The organism is Streptomyces sp. NBC_00637 (assembly GCF_045161545.1).
Taxonomy (GTDB): domain Bacteria; phylum Actinomycetota; class Actinomycetes; order Streptomycetales; family Streptomycetaceae; genus Streptomyces.
This window is the reverse complement of record NZ_CP109046.1, coordinates 1,475,627-1,492,945: the sequence shown is the minus strand read 5'-3', so window position 1 is coordinate 1,492,945 and position 17,319 is coordinate 1,475,627. Positions and strand designations below refer to the sequence as shown.

General features: G+C 69.4%; 13 protein-coding genes. 11 read left to right on the top strand and 2 right to left on the bottom strand.

Annotated elements, in window-relative coordinates; translation table 11 throughout:
- Positions 1–3: 3 nt before the first annotated feature.
- Both OG440_RS06465 and OG440_RS06460 read right to left on the bottom strand, forming a co-directional pair.
- A complete protein-coding gene (locus tag OG440_RS06465) occupies positions 4–1,929 on the bottom strand; it encodes a molybdopterin oxidoreductase family protein (protein ID WP_406005859.1) in 1,926 nt (641 codons plus the stop codon).
- 16 nt (positions 1,930–1,945) lie between these two features.
- Positions 1,946–2,917, bottom strand: a complete 972-nt coding sequence (locus OG440_RS06460; protein ID WP_406005858.1) for a 2-dehydropantoate 2-reductase — start codon at positions 2,915–2,917, stop codon at positions 1,946–1,948.
- Positions 2,918–3,207: 290 nt separating this feature from the next.
- On the opposite strand from OG440_RS06460, the gene OG440_RS06455 reads away from it, so the two are divergent.
- The 11 genes from OG440_RS06455 to OG440_RS06405 all read left to right on the top strand — a co-directional run bounded on the left by OG440_RS06455 (position 3,208) and on the right by OG440_RS06405 (position 17,318).
- Positions 3,208–4,545, top strand: coding sequence for an OFA family MFS transporter (locus OG440_RS06455; protein WP_406005857.1), 1,338 nt, complete (start codon positions 3,208–3,210; stop codon positions 4,543–4,545).
- Complete coding sequence (locus tag OG440_RS06450; protein ID WP_351914704.1) at positions 4,511–4,648, top strand: hypothetical protein; 138 nt, start codon at positions 4,511–4,513, stop codon at positions 4,646–4,648. Before OG440_RS06455 ends, OG440_RS06450 begins: the two co-directional genes overlap by 35 nt.
- 191 nt (positions 4,649–4,839) lie before the next feature.
- Positions 4,840–5,787: a beta-ketoacyl-ACP synthase III gene (locus OG440_RS06445; protein ID WP_406005856.1), complete on the top strand. Its 948-nt coding sequence runs from the start codon at positions 4,840–4,842 to the stop codon at positions 5,785–5,787.
- Positions 5,788–6,014: 227 nt separating this feature from the next.
- Positions 6,015–6,692 carry a GntR family transcriptional regulator gene (locus tag OG440_RS06440; RefSeq protein WP_406005855.1) on the top strand — a complete coding sequence of 226 codons (678 nt, stop codon included), beginning with the start codon at positions 6,015–6,017 and terminating at the stop codon, positions 6,690–6,692.
- 194 nt (positions 6,693–6,886) lie between these two features.
- The gene (locus tag OG440_RS06435; protein WP_406011274.1) at positions 6,887–8,068 is read left to right on the top strand and encodes an ROK family protein; all 1,182 of its coding nucleotides are present in this window, start codon (positions 6,887–6,889) and stop codon (positions 8,066–8,068) included.
- A gap of 199 nt (positions 8,069–8,267) precedes the next feature.
- On the top strand, positions 8,268–9,809 hold the full coding sequence (locus OG440_RS06430; protein WP_406005854.1) for a sugar ABC transporter ATP-binding protein: 1,542 nt from the start codon (positions 8,268–8,270) through the stop codon (positions 9,807–9,809).
- Positions 9,806–10,822: an ABC transporter permease gene (locus tag OG440_RS06425; protein WP_406005853.1), complete on the top strand. Its 1,017-nt coding sequence runs from the start codon at positions 9,806–9,808 to the stop codon at positions 10,820–10,822. The genes OG440_RS06430 and OG440_RS06425 overlap by 4 nt, the downstream gene beginning before the upstream one ends.
- 16 nt (positions 10,823–10,838) lie before the next feature.
- Positions 10,839–11,900 carry a substrate-binding domain-containing protein gene (locus tag OG440_RS06420; protein WP_406005852.1) on the top strand — a complete coding sequence of 354 codons (1,062 nt, stop codon included), beginning with the start codon at positions 10,839–10,841 and terminating at the stop codon, positions 11,898–11,900.
- Positions 11,901–12,375: 475 nt separating this feature from the next.
- On the top strand, positions 12,376–13,584 hold the full coding sequence (locus tag OG440_RS06415) for a Gfo/Idh/MocA family protein (protein ID WP_406005851.1): 1,209 nt from the start codon (positions 12,376–12,378) through the stop codon (positions 13,582–13,584).
- Positions 13,585–13,604: 20 nt separating this feature from the next.
- The gene (locus OG440_RS06410; RefSeq protein ID WP_406005850.1) at positions 13,605–14,603 is read left to right on the top strand and encodes a sugar phosphate isomerase/epimerase family protein; all 999 of its coding nucleotides are present in this window, start codon (positions 13,605–13,607) and stop codon (positions 14,601–14,603) included.
- Between the two features lie 216 nt (positions 14,604–14,819).
- A complete protein-coding gene (locus OG440_RS06405; RefSeq protein ID WP_406005849.1) occupies positions 14,820–17,318 on the top strand; it encodes a PQQ-dependent sugar dehydrogenase in 2,499 nt (832 codons plus the stop codon).
- The last annotated feature ends 1 nt before the right edge of the window (position 17,319 follow it).

The following is a 17,319-nucleotide window of genomic DNA, read 5'->3' as shown; positions in this document are numbered from 1 at the left end:
ACATCACCTCACACAGGTCGGGGCCGGGAGCTTCTCGATCCGGATCGCCGACGCCTTGAATTCCGCCGTCCCCGCGATCGGGCAGTTCGCCTCGATCGTCAGCTGATTGGTGTCCACCTCGTCGGGAAAGTGCATGGTCATGAAGGCGAGCCCGGGCCGCAGAGCGGTGTCGATCCACACCGGTGCGACCACGGATCCGCGCCGTGAGCTCACCCGGACCTCCTCGCCGACGACGATCCCGTAGCGTTCCGCGTCCTCCGGGCACAGCTCGACGTACTCGCCGCGGCGCAGCGGTGAGGCGAAACTGCCGCTCTGCACACCGGTGTTGTAGGAGTCGAGCCGCCGCCCGGTCGTCAGCCGGATCGGGTACTCCTCGTCCGTCAGGTCGACCGGAGGGTCGTGCCGGACGATCCCGAACGGTGCGCGCCTGCCCCGCCGTGCGGGCTCCTTCTCCCACAACCTGCCGTGCAGATAGGCGGGTTCGAGCCCGTCGGTGCTCGGGCACGGCCACTGGATGCCCTGGTGCTCCTCCAGCCGGTCGTACGTCATGCCGTAGTGGTCCGGGGACACGGACCTGAGCTCGTTCCAGACGGCCTCGGCGTCCGCGTACTTCCACTCGTGGCCGAGCCGCGTCGCCAGATCACAGAGGATGTCGATGTCCTCGCGCGCCTCGCCGGGCGGCGTCACGGCACGCCGGACCCGTTGAACCCGGCGTTCACTGTTGGTGGTTGTGCCGTCGGTCTCCGCCCAGCCGGCGGTGGCGGGCAGCACCACGTCCGCCAACTCGGCGGTCTTCGTAAGGAAGATGTCCTGCACGACGAGGAAGTCGAGGGACCGCATACGACGGACGGCCCGTTCGCTGTCCGCCTCCGACTGGGCGGGGTTCTCGCCGATGCAGTAGACGGCCTTCAGCGAACCCTCCTCCATCGCCTCGAACATCTCCGTGAGGTTCAGGCCGTAGTGCGGCTGGATGGCGGTGTCCCAGGCCGACTCGAACCTCAGCCGGGCGTCCGGGTCGAGGATGTCCTGGAAACCGGGGAGGCGATTGGGAATCGCGCCCATGTCGCCACCGCCCTGGACGTTGTTCTGCCCTCGCAGGGGCTGAAGGCCCGAGCCGTAACGGCCCACGTGCCCGGTCAGCAGCGAGAGATTGATGAGCGCGCGCACGTTGTCGGTGCCGTTGTGGTGCTCGGTGATGCCGAGGGTCCAGCACAGTTGGGCCCGCTCGGCGCGGGCGTAGGCGTGCGCCAACCCCCTTATGGCGGCCGCTGGTACGCCCGTCACCTTCTCCGCAAGGGACAGCGTCCAGGGCTCCACCAGCGTTCTGTACGCCTCGAAGTCGCTGGTGGCGCGCTCCACGAACGCCTCGTTGACCAGGCCCGCGTGGATGATCTCGCGGCCGATCGCGTGGGCCATCGGGATGTCCGTGCCGACGTTGAGGCCGAGCCAGCTGTCCGCCCACTCGGCGGTCGACGTCCGGCGCGGGTCGACCGCGTACATCCGGGCGCCGTTCCTGACCCCCTTCAGCACGTGCTGGAAGAAGATCGGATGCGCGAAACGCGCGTTGGACCCCCACATCACGATGACGTCGGTGTGCTCGATCTCCTCGTACGACGACGTCCCGCCACCCGAACCGAAGGCCGCCGACAGGCCGGCGACGCTCGGCGCGTGACAGGTGCGGTTGCACGAGTCGACGTTGTTGGTGCCCATGACGACCCGGGCGAACTTCTGCGCCACGTAGTTCATCTCGTTGGTGGCCCGGGCACAGGAGAACATGCCGAACGCGCCGCGATGGCGCCGGAGTCCTCCCGCGGTGCGCTCCAGTGCCTCCTCCCAACTCGCCTCGCGAAAGGGTTCGTCGCGGGAGTCCCTGATCAGCGGTCGGGTGAGCCGGGTGTAGGTCTTCGGGGTCCGGTCGCGTTTCCTCATGCGTGCTCCCCAGCGATCATGCGGCGCTCCTCAGCGCGAGCAGGTCCGAGATGGCGTGCACGGTGCGCAGGGTCGGCACGTGCACACCGGTGATCTCCGCCAACTCGACGACGGCCGCCAGGAGTACGTCGAGTTCGAGCGGCTTGCCGCGCTCCAGGTCCTGGAGCGTGGAGGTGCGGTGGTCGCCGACCTTCTCCGCGCCCGCGAGCCGACGCTCGATGGAGACGCCCACCTCGCAGCCCAGGGCCTCGGCGACCGCGAGCGTCTCGCGCATCATCGTCTCGATGACCTGGCGGGTACCCCCGTGGCGGCACATCTGCCGCATGGTGGCGCGGGCCAGCGCGCTGATCGGGTTGAAGGAGATGTTGCCGAGCAGCTTGAGCCAGATGTCGTTGCGCAGCGCGGGTTCCACCGGGCATTTCAGCCCGCCGGCCCGCATGGCCTCGCTGAAGGCCAGGCAGCGGGTCGAGACACTGCGGTCGGGCTCGCCGACGGAGAACCTGGTTCCTTCCAAGTGCCGTACGACGCCCGGCCCTTCGAGCTCGGTCGCCGCGTAGACCACACAGCCGACGGCCCGTTCCGGTGCGAGCACCGCACTGACCGCGCCGCCCGGGTCCACACTGTCGATCCGTAGTCCGTCGTGGGGGCCGCCGTGGCGGTGGAAGTACCACCAGGGGATGCCGTTCTGAGCGGCCACCACGGCGGTGGAGGGGTGCAGCAGGGGCTCGATCAGCGGCCCGCACGCCGCGTACGAGTTGGCCTTGAGGCCCAGGAAGACGAAGTCGACCGGGCCGATGTCGGCCGGGTCGTCGGTGGCGTGGGCGCGGGCGGTGAAGTCGCCGCGCGGACTGAGCACCCGCACCCCGTCCTGCCTCATGGCCGCGAGATGCGGTCCACGGGCGACGAGATGCACGTCGGCGCCGGCGCGGTGGAGCGCCGCACCGACGTAGGCGCCGATCGCACCGGCGCCGAGGACTGCGACCTTCATTGCGAGGGAGCTCCGTTCGGTCGAGGGTACCGAGGAACTGTCGAATCCTGTCGACGAAATATTGTCTACAGTATGGAGGTTGCAGCGGCAAGGGTTCGCGCAGCGTCCGGGACGGTTCGCGGCAAGCCCGGGGAGCGGCGTCAGGAAGCGCCCGACCCTGGGATCGGCGTCGGAACCGGTTTCGGAAACCGGTCGGCCGAACCGTTCGGCGCAGTCTGGATACCGTTCATCGCATGCGGTCGACGCGCCGCCTTTCCAACGCCCTCGCCGCTTCCTACCGTCCAGGACTCATGAGTCCCCCTGTCGCACCGGCCGGCTGGAGCCGCTGGCTCGTCCCCCCGGCCGCTCTCTCGGTCCACCTCTCCATCGGCCAGGCGTACGCGTGGTCCGTGTTCAAACCGCCGTTGGAATCCGCGCTCGGCCTCAGCGGCACCCAGAGCGCGCTCCCCTTCCAACTCGCCATCGTCATGCTCGGCCTGTCCGCCGCCTTCGGCGGCACGCTGGTCGAGCGCAACGGACCGCGCTGGGCGATGACCGTCGCCCTGGTCTGCTTCTCGTCCGGCTTCCTGATCTCCGCGCTCGGAGCGGCCACCGAGCAGTACTGGCTGATCGTCCTCGGCTACGGCTTCGTCGGTGGGATAGGTCTCGGAATCGGTTACATCTCGCCCGTCTCCACCTTGATCAAGTGGTTCCCGGACCGGCCCGGCATGGCCACCGGCATCGCCATCATGGGCTTCGGCGGCGGCGCACTCATCGCCTCGCCCTGGTCCGCGCAGATGCTGGATTCCTTCGGGTCCGACAGCTCGGGCATCGCCCTGGCGTTTCTCGTCCACGGGCTGTCGTACGCGGTATTCATGACGCTGGGCGTCCTGCTGGTGCGGGTACCGCGCAGCACGCGACCGGTGGCAGGCGGCGCCGTCGCCGTCGAGGGCGTACAGGTCTCGGCGAGCAGGGCAGTGCGCACTCCGCAGTTCTGGTGCCTGTGGGTCGTGCTGTGCATGAACGTGACCGCGGGTATCGGCATCCTGGAGAAGGCCGCCCCGATGATCACGGACTTCTTCGCCGACACCTCCACCCCGGTCTCGGTGTCCGCGGCCGCGGGCTTCGTCGCCCTGCTGTCCGCGGCGAACATGGCGGGGCGGATCGGGTGGTCGTCGACCTCCGACCTGATCGGACGCAAGAACATCTACCGGGTGTACCTGGGCGTCGGAGCCCTGATGTACGCCCTCATCGCGCTGATCGGCGACTCGTCGAAACCCCTTTTCGTGTTGTGCGCGTTGGTGATCCTCTCCTTCTACGGCGGCGGCTTCGCGACGATTCCCGCCTACCTCAAGGACCTGTTCGGGACCTACCAGGTCGGCGCGATCCACGGCCGGCTGCTCACCGCCTGGTCGACCGCCGGCGTGCTCGGTCCGCTGATCGTGAACTGGATCGCCGACCGGCAGGAGGACGCCGGAAAGCACGGCGCGTCCCTGTACACCCTGTCCCTGTTCATCATGATCGGGCTGCTGGCCGTCGGCTTCGTCGCCAACGAACTCGTCCGGCCCGTCCACGCCCGCCACCACCACGTCCCCGCCCAGAGGGAGGCCGCCGATGTCGAACGACAGCAGCCCGAGTCCGCAGCCTGACAGGCGGCCGCTGATCGCCTTTGCCTGGCTGTGGGTGGGGGCACCGCTCGCCTACGGGCTGTACGAGCTGGTACGGAAGGCGACGCAGCTGTTCACCGGGTGACCGGGTAACGGTGTTTCCCGGGGGGCGCGTGGTCGGTGGGTATGTGTTCGGCGGTTGCTCGGGCGTCCGAGGGCTATGGGGAAGCCGACAACCCGGGAACCGGTTTCCTGTCGCTTCACGCGCCCTCGTACCCGTGAGTCACTGATCAGACTGGTGGATCCCGCTACCCACGGCAACGAGGGGACCCCCCAATGAACGGCTCGCGCATCGCCGCCGTCGGCCACTACCAGCCCGCCAAGGTGCTCACCAACGAGGATCTGGCGAGCCTGGTCGACACCAGTGACGAGTGGATCAGGAGCCGGGTGGGCATCCGCACGCGCCACATCGCCGGACCCGACGAGCCCGTGGACGAGCTGGCGTCGCACGCCGCCGCCAAGGCGCTCGCGGCGGCCGGCCTCGCGCCGAGCGACATCGACCTGGTGCTGGTCGCGACCTCGACGGCGGTCGACCGCTCGCCGAACATGGCCGCCCGGGTCGCGGCCCGCCTCGGCATCCCGCAGCCGGCCGCGATGGACGTCAACGTGGTCTGCGCCGGTTTCACCCACGCGCTGGCCACCGCCGACCACACCCTCCGCGCGGGCGCCGCGACCCGCGCCCTGGTCATCGGCGCCGACAAGATGTCCGAGGTCACCGACTGGAGCGACCGCACGACCTGCGTGCTCGTGGGCGACGGAGCGGGCGCCGCGGTCATCGAGACCTGTCCCGACGGCGTGGAGCCCGGCATCTCGCCGGTGCTGTGGGGCTCGCTGCCCGAGATGGGGCACGCGGTGCGCATCGAGGGCCAGCCGGCGCGGTTCGCGCAGGAGGGGCAGAGCGTCTACCGCTGGGCCACCACCCAGTTGCCGCCGCTGGCCCGACAGGCCTGCGAGCGGGCGGGCCTCACCCCCGCGGACCTCGCCGCCGTCGTCCTGCACCAGGCGAACCTGCGCATCATCGAACCCCTCGCGCAGAAGATCGGCGCCGTCAACGCGGTGGTCGCGCGTGACGTCACCGAATCGGGTAACACCTCCGCCGCCAGCATTCCGCTCGCCTTCTCCAAGCTCGTCGAGCAGGGAGCCGTCTCCACGGGTGACCCGGTACTGCTGTTCGGCTTCGGCGGCAACCTGTCGTACGCGGGGCAGGTCGTGCGCTGCCCGTGACCGGGGCCGGGGTGCGGGCGCGGGTGGATTCCCGCGGGTGGGGCGCGGCGTACTGTGACGCGATCGACTGTGCCCGGCTCTGGCTACTGTGCGCCGTAGACTGTAGACGAAAGACAATCGATACTCGGCTGTAGACAGTCGATCGGCTACGGACGGCCGAGTACGTCAATCGATATGTGGCTTTCCGGTTGCAGTTGCCCGGTGTTGCCCAGGAGGGGGACCGACCGATGTTGTCGACAGGACTGCCGCAGGGCGCGGTGCCCAAACTCGAACGCCCCGGCCCGCTGCGCGACCGTGTCTACGAGGCCCTGCTCGAACTCATCACCACCCGCGCCCTCCAGCCCGGTCAGCATCTCGTCGAGAGTGAGCTCGCCACGCACCTCGGCGTCTCGCGGCAGCCGGTGCGCGAGGCACTCCAGCGGCTGAACACCGAGGGCTGGGTGGACCTGCGGCCCGCCCAGGGCGCCTTCGTACACGAGCCGACCGAGGACGAGGCGGACCAACTCCTCACCGTGCGCACGCTGTTGGAGGCGGAGGCCGCGCGGCTGGCCGCAGCGCACGCGGACAAGGCCGGCATCGAAGCCCTGGACGAGATCCTGGCTCAGGGCATGCTGGCCGTCGCCAGTGACGACGTGGACACCGCGGTCGCGCTGAACGCCCGTTTTCACGCGAAAGTCATCGATCTCGCGGGCAACGCGGTACTCGCCGAACTCGCGGCCCAGGTGGACCGTCGGGTGCGCTGGTACTACACGCCCATCGCCCGGCAGCGCGGCCACCAGTCCTGGATCGAGCACCGCGACCTGATCGCCGCGATCGCCGCCCGCGACGAGCAGTTGGCCACCCGGCTGATGCGTGAACACACCGAGCACACCCGGCGCTCGTACCACGACCGCCCCAAGTCCTGAGCCTGCTCGGACACCGGTTCCACCAGGTTACGACCGATTCCGGGGGCGTCGGCTCCGCGCTTTGTCCTGCGAGTGGGGAAAGTTGACGGCAATCCGTGCACAGCTTCTTCCCAGGTTCGGCAGGCGCTGCTACGTTCCCTTCGAAAGCCCGACACTGGCGGCCGGACTGAGGCGGGGAGGGGCTCGTGAGACGTATGACGGCACGACCCGCGAACGCCCACCAGGCCCGGCTGCTCAAGCTGTTGCGGGACGGCGGCCCCAACTCCCGTGCCCAACTGGGTGATCAGATCGACCTGTCGCGATCCAAGCTGGCCGTGGAGGTGGACCGACTCCTGGAGACGGGGCTGGTCGTGGCCGACGGACTCGCCGCCTCGCGCGGCGGCCGCCGCTCCCACAACGTCCGGCTCAACCCGGGGCTGCGCTTCCTCGGCGTCGACATCGGCGCGACCTCCGTCGACGTCGCCGTCACCAACGCCGAACTGGAGATCCTCGGGCATCTCAACCAGCCCCTCGACGTACGTGAGGGGCCGGTGGCGGTCTTCGAGCAAGTCCTGGCCATGGCAGCGAAGTTGAGAGCGACGGGACTGGCCGAGGGCTTCGACGGCGCCGGCATCGGCGTACCCGGACCGGTTCGTTTCCCCGAAGGCGTGCCGGTGGCACCGCCGATCATGCCCGGCTGGGACGGTTTCCCCGTACGGGAGGCGCTCAGCCAGGAACTGGGCTGCCCGGTGATGGTCGACAACGATGTGAATCTCATGGCGATGGGGGAGCAGCACGCGGGCGTCGCCCGCACCGTCGCCGACTACCTCTGCGTCAAGATCGGCACCGGGATCGGCTGCGGCATCGTCGTCGGCGGCCATGTGTACCGCGGTACGACCGGCAGCGCGGGCGACATCGGGCACATCCAGGCCGTGCCCGACGGCCGTCCGTGCGCCTGTGGCAACCGGGGTTGCCTGGAGGCCTACTTCAGTGGAGCGGCCCTGGCCCGAGACGCGCTGGAGGCGGCCCAGCAGGGCCGCTCGGCCGAACTCGCGGCACGGCTGGCGACGAACGGCGGCCTCACCGCCGTCGACGTCGCCGCCGCGGCGGCCGCGGGAGACGCCACCTCACTGGAGATGATCCGCGAGGGCGGCGACCGGGTCGGCCAGGTCATCGCCGGACTCGTCTCGTTCTTCAACCCCGGCCTGGTGGTGATCGGCGGCGGGGTCACCGGCCTCGGTCACACCCTGCTCGCCGCGATCCGCACCCAGGTGTACCGCCAGTCGCTGCCCCTGGCGACCGGCAACCTGCCCATCGTCCTGGGGGAGTTGGGCCCCACCGCCGGAGTCATCGGCGCGGCCCGGCTGATCAGCGACCACCTGTTCTCACCCGCGTAACCCGCTACCGACACGGCCCACCAGCACAGCGTGTGGCTCCGCCCTGCCCTGTTCCTTCCCGTTCCGCTCGGTCCTGCCCGTCCTGCTCTGCGCTGCCTCGTCCTGCTGTCCCGTCCTGCTGTCCCGTACTGCTCTGCCCTGAGAACAACGACTTGTTCTGCCCTGACTCCGGCCCGCACGTCCGCCGAGGGGAATCCACATGGCAACAGAACCACCCCTGCTCAGCATGTCCGGCATCACCAAGTCCTTCCCCGGAGTACGGGCGTTGGACGGAGTCGACCTCGCCGTCCAAGCGGGTGAGGTGCACTGCCTGCTCGGCCAGAACGGTGCCGGGAAGTCCACCCTGATCAAGGTCCTGGCCGGCGCCCAGGAGCCCGACGACGGTGTCATCCGCTGGCAGGGCGACCCCGTCACCCTGCGCTCCCCGATCGCCGCCATGCGCCTCGGCATCGCCACCATCTACCAGGAACTCGACCTCGTGGAGCACCTGTCGGTGGCCGAGAACGTCCACTTGGGGCATGAACCCACGGCCGCCGGATTCGTCGTACGGGGGAAAGCGGCGCGCGCGGCAACCAGTGCGCTGATGCGCCGACTTGGGCACCCGGAAATCGAACCTGCGCGCCTGGTCGGAGAGTTGTCGGCAGCGCAACAGCAGATCGTCTCCATGGCGCGGGCGCTCTCCCACGACGTGCGGCTCATCGTGATGGACGAACCGTCCGCCGCGCTCGACCCCGACGAGGTCGACAACCTCTTCCGGATCGTCGGCGATCTGACCGCAGACGGCGTGGCCGTCGTCTACATCTCGCACCGGCTGGAGGAGATCCGTCGCATCGGCGACCGTGTGACCGTACTGAAGGACGGCCGTGCGGTGGCGGGCGGACTCCCCGCGAAGTCGACGCCGACCCGCGAGATCGTCGCGTTGATGACGGGACGCAACGTCGAATACGTCTTCCCCCGGCGGCCGTCCCCCGATGCGCCCGGCGTCGACGCCGGGTCCGCGGACGGGACGCCGGTGCTGGAAGTGCGAGGGCTCGCCAGAGAGGGTGAGTTCGCGTCGCTCGACCTGGCCGTGCGGCCCGGAGAGATCGTCGGTATCGCCGGACTGGTCGGCTCGGGGCGATCGGAGATTTTGGAGACGATCTACGGAGCGCGGAAGCCGAGCTCCGGTCAAGTCCTGGTCGACGGACGGCCGTTGCGCCCCGGGAGCGTACGCGCCGCCGTCCGGGCAGGGCTCGGACTCGCCCCCGAGGAACGCAAGGCGCAGGCCCTGCTGATGCTGGAGTCCGTCACCCGCAACGTCTCCGTCTCCTCCATGTCCCGCTTCTCGCGCGGCGGTTGGATCGACCGGCGTGCCGAACGCGGCGCCGCACGGGCCGCGACGCGTGAGCTGTCACTGCGCCCCGACAATCCGGCCGTCCCTGTGCGCACGCTTTCCGGCGGCAACCAGCAGAAGGCGGTCCTGGCCCGCTGGCTGCTGCGCGGCTGCCGGGTCCTCCTCCTCGACGAGCCGACGCGCGGAGTCGACGTCGGTGCCCGCGCCGAACTGTATGCAGTCGTCCGTCGACTGGCTGACGAAGGCCTCGCCGTGCTCCTGGTCTCCAGCGAAGTGCCCGAGGTGCTCGGCCTCGCCGACCGCGTGCTGGTGCTCCGCGAAGGTCGCGTCGTCCACACGGCGCCGGCCCTGGAACTGGACGAACACCGCGTTCTCGATCTCGTCATGGAAGGAAGCCCGGCGTCATGACGCAGCCTGTCTCCCCACCGAGGGACACCACCGACAAGGTGCCGCAGGTCCCACTCCCCGCCTGGCGCACCGTGATGGCCCGCACCGACGTCCGCACCCTGTCCCTGCTCGGCGTGCTCGCCGCGCTCATCGTGATCGGCGGCATCACCAAACCGGACGAGTTCCTCGACACTCGCAACCTCCAGCTCGTCCTCACCCAGGGGTCCGTGATCGGCGTCGTCACCGTCGGTATGACCTTCGTCATCACCTCCGGGGGCATCGACCTCTCGGTCGGTGCGATCGTCGCGCTGGCCTCGGTGTGGGCGACCACGGTCGCCACCCAGGAATACGGTTTCGCGGGCATTCTCTTCACGGCCATGATCGTCGGAGTGGGCTGCGGCCTGGTCAACGGACTGCTCATCGCGTACGGCGGGATGGTGCCGTTCATCGCGACGCTGGCCATGCTGGCCTCCGCCCGCGGACTGGCCCTCCAGATCACGGACGGCCGGACGCAGATCGTGACCGTGGACGGCGTTCTCGACCTGGGGGAGCGCGACGCGTATGTGCTCGGTGTCCCGCCGCTCGTGATCGTCTTCGCGATCGTGACGGTCATCGGCTGGCTGGTGCTGAACCGCACCACGTTCGGTCGCCGCACGGTGGCCGTGGGCGGGAACGCGGAGGCCGCCCGGCTCGCCGGCATCGACGTGCGCCGCCAGCGGCTGTACCTCTACCTGCTGTCCGGACTGTGCTGCGGCATCGCCGCCTTCCTGTTGATCATCCTGTCCGGCTCGGGCCAGAACACCAACGGCAACCTCTACGAGCTCGACGCCATCGCGGCCGCGATCATCGGCGGCACGCTGCTCACCGGGGGCCGCGGCACCATTACCGGCTCCGTGCTCGGCGTACTGATCTTCACCACGATCACCAACATCTTCGCCCTGAACAACCTGCAGAGCGACGTCCAGCAGATCGCCAAGGGCGCGATCATCGTCGCCGCCGTACTGGTCCAGCGCCGTACCGCGAGCACGACCTGAGGAAAGGTTCACCGTCATGCCAGAGCCGACGCCGTTCACGAACCGCTTCACCAGTCGCAGAGGAATGCTCTTCGGGGCCGCCGCCGTCTCGGCCGGGACCCTCCTCATGGGTTGCACCAGCAACGACTCCAAGGACGAGGAACCGGCCGCGAACGACCAGCCGGCCGCAGACGACAAGCCCGGCAAGCAGGTCACCATAGGCTTCGCCGGGCCGCAGGCCGACCACGGCTGGCTCAATGCCATCAACGACAACGCGGAGAGCCGCGCGAAGAAGTACTCCGACGTGGCGCTGGAGATGACCGAGGGCTCGAACGACACCGCCCAGCAGATCGGCCAGATCGAGACCCTGATCAACAAGAAGGTCGACGTCCTGGTCGTGCTGCCCGCAGACGGCAAGGCCCTCACCCAGGTCGGCCTGAAGGCGATGCGCGCGGGCATCCCCGTCGTCAACCTCGACCGGATCTTCAACACGCCTCAGGCTTACCGGTGTTGGGTTGGGGGCGACAACTACGGGATGGGTCTCAACGCCGGGCACTACATCGGCGAGAAACTCAAGGGCAAGTCCGGTGCCCGCGTGATCGAGCTGGCCGGCCTGGACAACCTGGAACTCACCAAACAGCGCAGCCAGGGCTTCGACGACGCCCTCAAGAACTACCCCAACATCAAGAAGGTCGCCCGGCAGGCCGCCGAGTTCACGGTCGAGTCGGGGCAGGCCAAGATGGCCCAACTGCTCCAGGCGCAGCCCAAGTTCGACGCACTGTGGAACCACGACGACGACCAGGGTGTGGGTGCGCTGCGCGCCATCGAGCAGGCCGGCCGGGACGACTTCCTGATGGTCGGCGGCGCGGGTGCCCTTGCCGCCTTCCAGGCGATCAAGCAGGACAACGGTGTCCTGAAGGCAACCGTTCTCTACCCGCCGACCATGGCCGCCTCCGCCATCGATCTCGCCCGCGCGCTCGGCCAGGGCAAGGGTGTCGGCGGTCTCGCCGAGTTCGAGATCCCCGCCTCGATCACCCTCTACTCGGCAGTCGTCGACAAGACCAACGTCGACCAGTACATGTCCACCGGCTTCAAGTAGGGCGCGCTCGGTCTCCGCCGGGGACGGTCGCACGCCACCGCCGGGGAGGGCGGCAGGCCACCGGGTGGATATACCGCGGCTACGGGCTACGGGCTACGGGCTACGGGCTACGGGCTACGGGCTACGGGCTGTCGGCCATCGGCTACTGGATACGAAGTACGGGATACGAAGTGCGACATGCGGGATGCGCGGTGCGGGACACAGGCCCCGAGAACCGTAGGCGTGGTGCAGGAGCTACCGGCTTCCGTCCCCCTCGCCCCGGCCCGCATGGAGCTGTCGTACTCGTCGGCCTTCGCTTCAGGGGCCGCCGGTCCGGCCCCGGTGCCCTGCCTGACGGGTCGTATCCACTCCGGAGAACAGCGTCCCTCCGGCGACAGCGGCGACACCGGCGCCCTGAGCCTCCGCCGGACGACGAGGCCCTCGCACCCGAGAGCGTCCGCCCCCACCGTGCCACGACGACGAGGAGGACCACCGTATGGAACAGCCGCAGCAGTCAGCAGGACCGGAGGCGGGCAAGCAGCCGCTCCGTGTGGGGATGGTCGGTTACGCGTTCATGGGCGCCGCCCACTCCCAGGGCTGGCGCACCGCGGGCCGCGTCTTCGATCTTCCCCTCCGTCCGGTCCTCGCCGTGATCTGCGGCCGTGACCCCTCCGCGGTGCGGGCGGCGGCGGACCGGCACGGCTGGGCGGCGGCCGAGACCGACTGGCGTGCGCTGATCGCCCGGGACGACGTCGACCTCGTCGACATCTGCACTCCCGGCGATTCCCACGCGGAGATCGCCCTGGCGGCGCTGGCCGCCGGCAAACACGTCCTGTGTGAGAAGCCCCTCGCGAACACCGTCGAGGAGGCCGAGGCCATGGCGCGGGCGGCAGAGATCGCCCACGCGCGGGGTCAGTTGGCGATGGTCGGCTTCAACTACCGTCGTGTCCCGGCCACGGCACTGGCCCGGCGGATGGTCGCCGAGGGCCGGCTGGGCGCGCTGCGACACGTCCGCGTGACCTATCTTCAGGACTGGCTGGTGGACCGCGAGTTCCCGCTGACGTGGCGACTGCGCAGGGAGCTGGCCGGTTCGGGTTCGCTCGGTGACCTGGGCGCGCACATCGTCGACCTCGCACAACACCTGGCGGGGGAGCGGCTCGCAGGAGTTTCCGCGATCACCGAGACCTTCGTACGGGAACGGCCGCTGCCCGGTGGTCCGACGAGTGGCCTGAGCGCGGCCCCCGCCGGCGGCACCGGAACGGTCACCGTGGACGACGCCGCCCTGTTCACCGGGCGCTTCACCTCCGGCGCGCTCGCCTCCTTCGAAGCGACCCGGTTCGCCACCGGCCGCAAGAACGCCCTGCGCCTCGAACTCAACGGCGAGCGCGGTTCGTTGGCCTTCGACCTGGAGCGCCTCAACGAACTCTGGTTCCACGACGCCACCGAGCCCGGCACGCACGCGGGCTTCCGTCGCATCCTCGTCACCGAACCCGATCATCCCTACCTGAACGCGTGGTGGCCGCCGGGCCACGGGCTGGGCTACGAGCACACCTTCGTCCACCAGGTCCGCGACCTGGTGCACGCCGTCGCCGAGGGCCACGGACCCGAGCCCTCCTTCGCCGACGGGCTGCAGGTTCAGCGTGTCCTGGCGGCGGTCGAGGAGAGCGCAGAGAAGAACTCCGTCTACACCCCGATAGCGGACTGAGGACCAAGAAGGGCTGGAGCATGCCGCGTACGTTCACACTCTTCACCGGCCAGTGGGCCGACCTGCCCCTGGAGGAGGTCTGCCGCCTCGCCCGCGACTTCGGCTACGACGGACTGGAACTCGCCTGCTGGGGCGATCACTTCGAAGTCGACAAGGCGCTTGCGGACCCCGGGTACGTGAAGTCCCGTCACCAACTCCTCGACAGATACGGGCTGAAGTGCTGGGCCATCTCCAACCACCTGGTGGGGCAGGCGGTATGTGACGCGCTTATCGACGAGCGCCACCGGGCCATCCTGCCCGCCCGTATCTGGGGCGACGGCGAACCGGAGGGCGTCCGGCGGCGGGCCGCGGCCGAGATCGCCGACACCGCCAGGGCCGCGGCGGCCTTCGGCGTCGACACGGTGATCGGCTTCACCGGCTCCGCCATCTGGCATCTGGTCGCGATGTTCCCGCCCGCGCCGGAGTCGATGATCGAGCGGGGTTACGAGGACTTCGCCGAGCGCTGGAACCCCATCCTGGACGTCTTCGACGCGCAGGGCGTGCGGTTCGCGCACGAGGTCCACCCCAGCGAGATCGCCTACGACTACTGGACGACCGTACGCACGTTGGAGGCGGTCGACCGTCGACCGGCTTTCGGCCTCAACTTCGACCCGAGCCACTTCGTGTGGCAGGACCTCGACCCGGTCGGCTTCCTGTGGGACTTCCGCGACCGTATCTACCACGTGGACTGCAAGGAGGCCCGTAAGCGTCTGGACGGCCGTAACGGACGCCTCGGCTCCCATCTGCCGTGGGGCGACCCGCGACGCGGCTGGGACTTCGTCTCCGCCGGCCACGGCGACGTCCCCTGGGAGGACGTCTTCCGCATGCTGCGCTCCATCGACTACCAGGGCCCGATCTCCGTGGAGTGGGAGGACGCGGGAATGGACCGGCTCCAGGGCGCCCCCGAGGCCCTCATCCGCCTCCGGGCCTACGACTTCAAGCCCCCGTCCGCATCCTTCGACGCGGCGTTCGGCAACTGAACTCACCGCACTCGCCCGGCCTACGACCCCCGACCCGCTGATCGAGTGATCAGTGACCACTCACCACTGATCGCCGGTCCATTGATCACCGGCAACTGAGCGGACAAGGTGACCGGCTCCCCACAGCCGCACCGGGCCGCTCGTCCGTCGCCGGGATGACGGCGCATCCCGGCATTCGCGCCCGCCCGTACAACCAGCCCCACACTGGAGGCATCCGTGCACGGGAACGACCCCACCACCGGCACCCGCGAAACCGAGACGCACAGACGACGTCCGTCGTTGCGCAGAGCCATCGCCCTTCTGAGCGGCGCTCTGCTGGCCGGCGCGTCGCTCACCCTCACCGCGCCCCGGGTCGACGCAGCCGTCGCCGACCCGGCGGCAGCGGTGGCCGAGGACTTCCAGCAGGTCACCCTCGCCAAGGGCGAGGCCGAGGTCGGCGAGCCCATGTCGCTCGCCGTGCTGCCGGACCGCTCCGTCCTGCACACCTCACGCGACGGCGAACTCCGCCTCACCGATGCCGCCGGCAACACACGGCTGGCCGGCAAGCTCGACGTCTACTCCCAGGACGAAGAGGGTCTGCAAGGCATCGGAGTGGACCCGCAGTTCACGGCCAACCGCTTCATCTACCTCTACTACGCACCGCCGTTGAACACCCCGTCGGGTGACGCCCCCGAGACCGGAACGGCGGCCGACTTCGCCCCCTTCGACGGGGTCAACCGGCTTTCCCGCTTCGTGCTCGGGACGGACGGGACGCTCGACGTCTCGAGCGAGACGAAGATCCTCGACGTACCCGCGTCGCGCGGCCTGTGCTGCCATGTCGGCGGGGACATCGACTTCGACGCGGCAGGGAACCTCTACCTGTCCACCGGCGACGACAGCAACCCCTTCCAGTCGGACGGCTTCACGCCCATCGACGGGCGCGACAACCGCAACCCCGCCTTCGACGCCCGCCGTTCCGCCGGCAACACCAATGACCTGCGCGGCAAGATCCTGCGCGTCAAGGTGAACGCCGACGGCTCGTACGCCATCCCGGAGGGCAACCTCTTCGCGCCCGGTACGGACAGGACGCGGCCCGAGATCTACGCGATGGGTTTCCGCAACCCGTTCCGGTTCAGCGTCGACAAGGCCACCGGAATCCTCTACGTCGGCGACTACGGACCCGATGCCGGAGCTGCCGACCCGGCTCGCGGACCGGCCGGCCAGGTCGAGTTCGCCCGTGTCACCGGCCCGGGCAACTTCGGGTGGCCGTTCTGCACGGGCGACAATGATCCGTATATCGCATACGATTTTTCGACGGGTGTATCCGGTGCGCCCTTCGACTGCGCGGCCCCGAAGAACACCTCACCGCATAACACCGGCCTCATCGACCTGCCCCCGGCACAGCCTGCCTGGATCCCGTACGACGGCCCGTCGGTGCCCGAGTTCGGTGACGGCTCCGAATCCCCGATGGGCGGCCCCGTCTACCACTACGACGCCTCGCTCGACTCGCCGGTGAAGTTCCCGGAGGCGTATGACGGGAGCTTCTTCGCCGGAGAGTTCGGCCGGCGTTGGATCAAGCGCATCGCCGGAGACGCGAACGGCACCGTTCAGTCGATCAACGACGTCCCGTGGACCGGCACGCAGGTGATGGACATGGCGTTCGGGCCCGACGGGGCGCTGTACGTCCTCGACTACGGCACCGCCTGGTTCGGCGGTGACGAGCACTCCGCTCTGTACCGCATCGAGAACGCCACCGACGGCCACTCCCCGGTCGCCCAGGCCGCAGCCGACCGCACCTCGGGCCAGGCGCCTCTGAAGGTACGTTTCTCCTCCGCCGGAACGACCGACCAGGACGGCGACGCGCTCACCTACGACTGGGACTTCGGCGACGGCGGCACCTCGACGGGCGCCGACCCTGTTCACAAGTACCGGAAGAACGGCACGTACACCGCGACCCTGACCGCCAAGGACGGCTCCGGCCGTACCGGCAGTTCGAGCGTGCGGGTCGTGGTGGGGAACACAGCTCCGAAGGTGGTGCTGGAAACGCCGAAGGACGGTCAGCTGTTCAGTTTCGGTGACGCGATCCCGTTCCAGGTGAAGGTCACCGACCCGGAGGACGGGAGGGCGATCGACTGCTCCAAGGTCGAGGTCACATTCGTCCTCGGCCACGACAGCCACGGTCACCCCGTCACCTCGGCAACCGGTTGCACCGGCATCCTTCAGACGAGCGCCGACGGCGGCCACGACGAGGACGCCAACATCTTCGGAGTCCTCGACGCCGAATACACCGACGGCGGAGGCGGCGGCCAGGCCCCGCTCACCTCGCACGACCAGAACGTCCTCCAGCCCCGCCACCGGCAGGCCGAGCACTTCGGGAACTCGTCAGGCATCACGGTGATCGCCAAGGACGTCGCCCACGGCGGCAGGACGGTCGGCGACATCGACAACGGCGACTGGATCTCCTTCACGCCGTACGTCCTCGGCAACGCCAAGAAGATCACGGCACGGGTCTCCTCGGGCGGAGCGGGCGGAACGCTGGAGATCCGGGCCGGCTCACCGACCGGCACGCTGATCGGCAAGGCCACCGTCCCGGTGACCGGCGGTTGGGAAAGCTTCCAGGACGTCAGTGCCGACCTGTCCCGCGCCCCGCGTGGCACCACCACGCTCCACCTCGTTTTCAAGGGCGGCTCCGGCGCTCTCTTCGACGTGGACGACTTCACCTTCACGACCGGCTGAG

Coding starts and splice junctions, on each gene's coding strand:
- OG440_RS06465 (WP_406005859.1), bottom strand. CDS start 1,929: ATGAGGAAACGCGACCGGACCCCGAAGACCTACACCCGGCTCACCCGA.
- OG440_RS06460 (WP_406005858.1), bottom strand. CDS start 2,917: ATGAAGGTCGCAGTCCTCGGCGCCGGTGCGATCGGCGCCTACGTCGGT.
- OG440_RS06455 (WP_406005857.1), top strand. CDS start 3,208: ATGAGTCCCCCTGTCGCACCGGCCGGCTGGAGCCGCTGGCTCGTCCCC.
- OG440_RS06450 (WP_351914704.1), top strand. CDS start 4,511: ATGTCGAACGACAGCAGCCCGAGTCCGCAGCCTGACAGGCGGCCGCTG.
- OG440_RS06445 (WP_406005856.1), top strand. CDS start 4,840: ATGAACGGCTCGCGCATCGCCGCCGTCGGCCACTACCAGCCCGCCAAG.
- OG440_RS06440 (WP_406005855.1), top strand. CDS start 6,015: ATGTTGTCGACAGGACTGCCGCAGGGCGCGGTGCCCAAACTCGAACGC.
- OG440_RS06435 (WP_406011274.1), top strand. CDS start 6,887: ATGACGGCACGACCCGCGAACGCCCACCAGGCCCGGCTGCTCAAGCTG.
- OG440_RS06430 (WP_406005854.1), top strand. CDS start 8,268: ATGGCAACAGAACCACCCCTGCTCAGCATGTCCGGCATCACCAAGTCC.
- OG440_RS06425 (WP_406005853.1), top strand. CDS start 9,806: ATGACGCAGCCTGTCTCCCCACCGAGGGACACCACCGACAAGGTGCCG.
- OG440_RS06420 (WP_406005852.1), top strand. CDS start 10,839: ATGCCAGAGCCGACGCCGTTCACGAACCGCTTCACCAGTCGCAGAGGA.
- OG440_RS06415 (WP_406005851.1), top strand. CDS start 12,376: ATGGAACAGCCGCAGCAGTCAGCAGGACCGGAGGCGGGCAAGCAGCCG.
- OG440_RS06410 (WP_406005850.1), top strand. CDS start 13,605: ATGCCGCGTACGTTCACACTCTTCACCGGCCAGTGGGCCGACCTGCCC.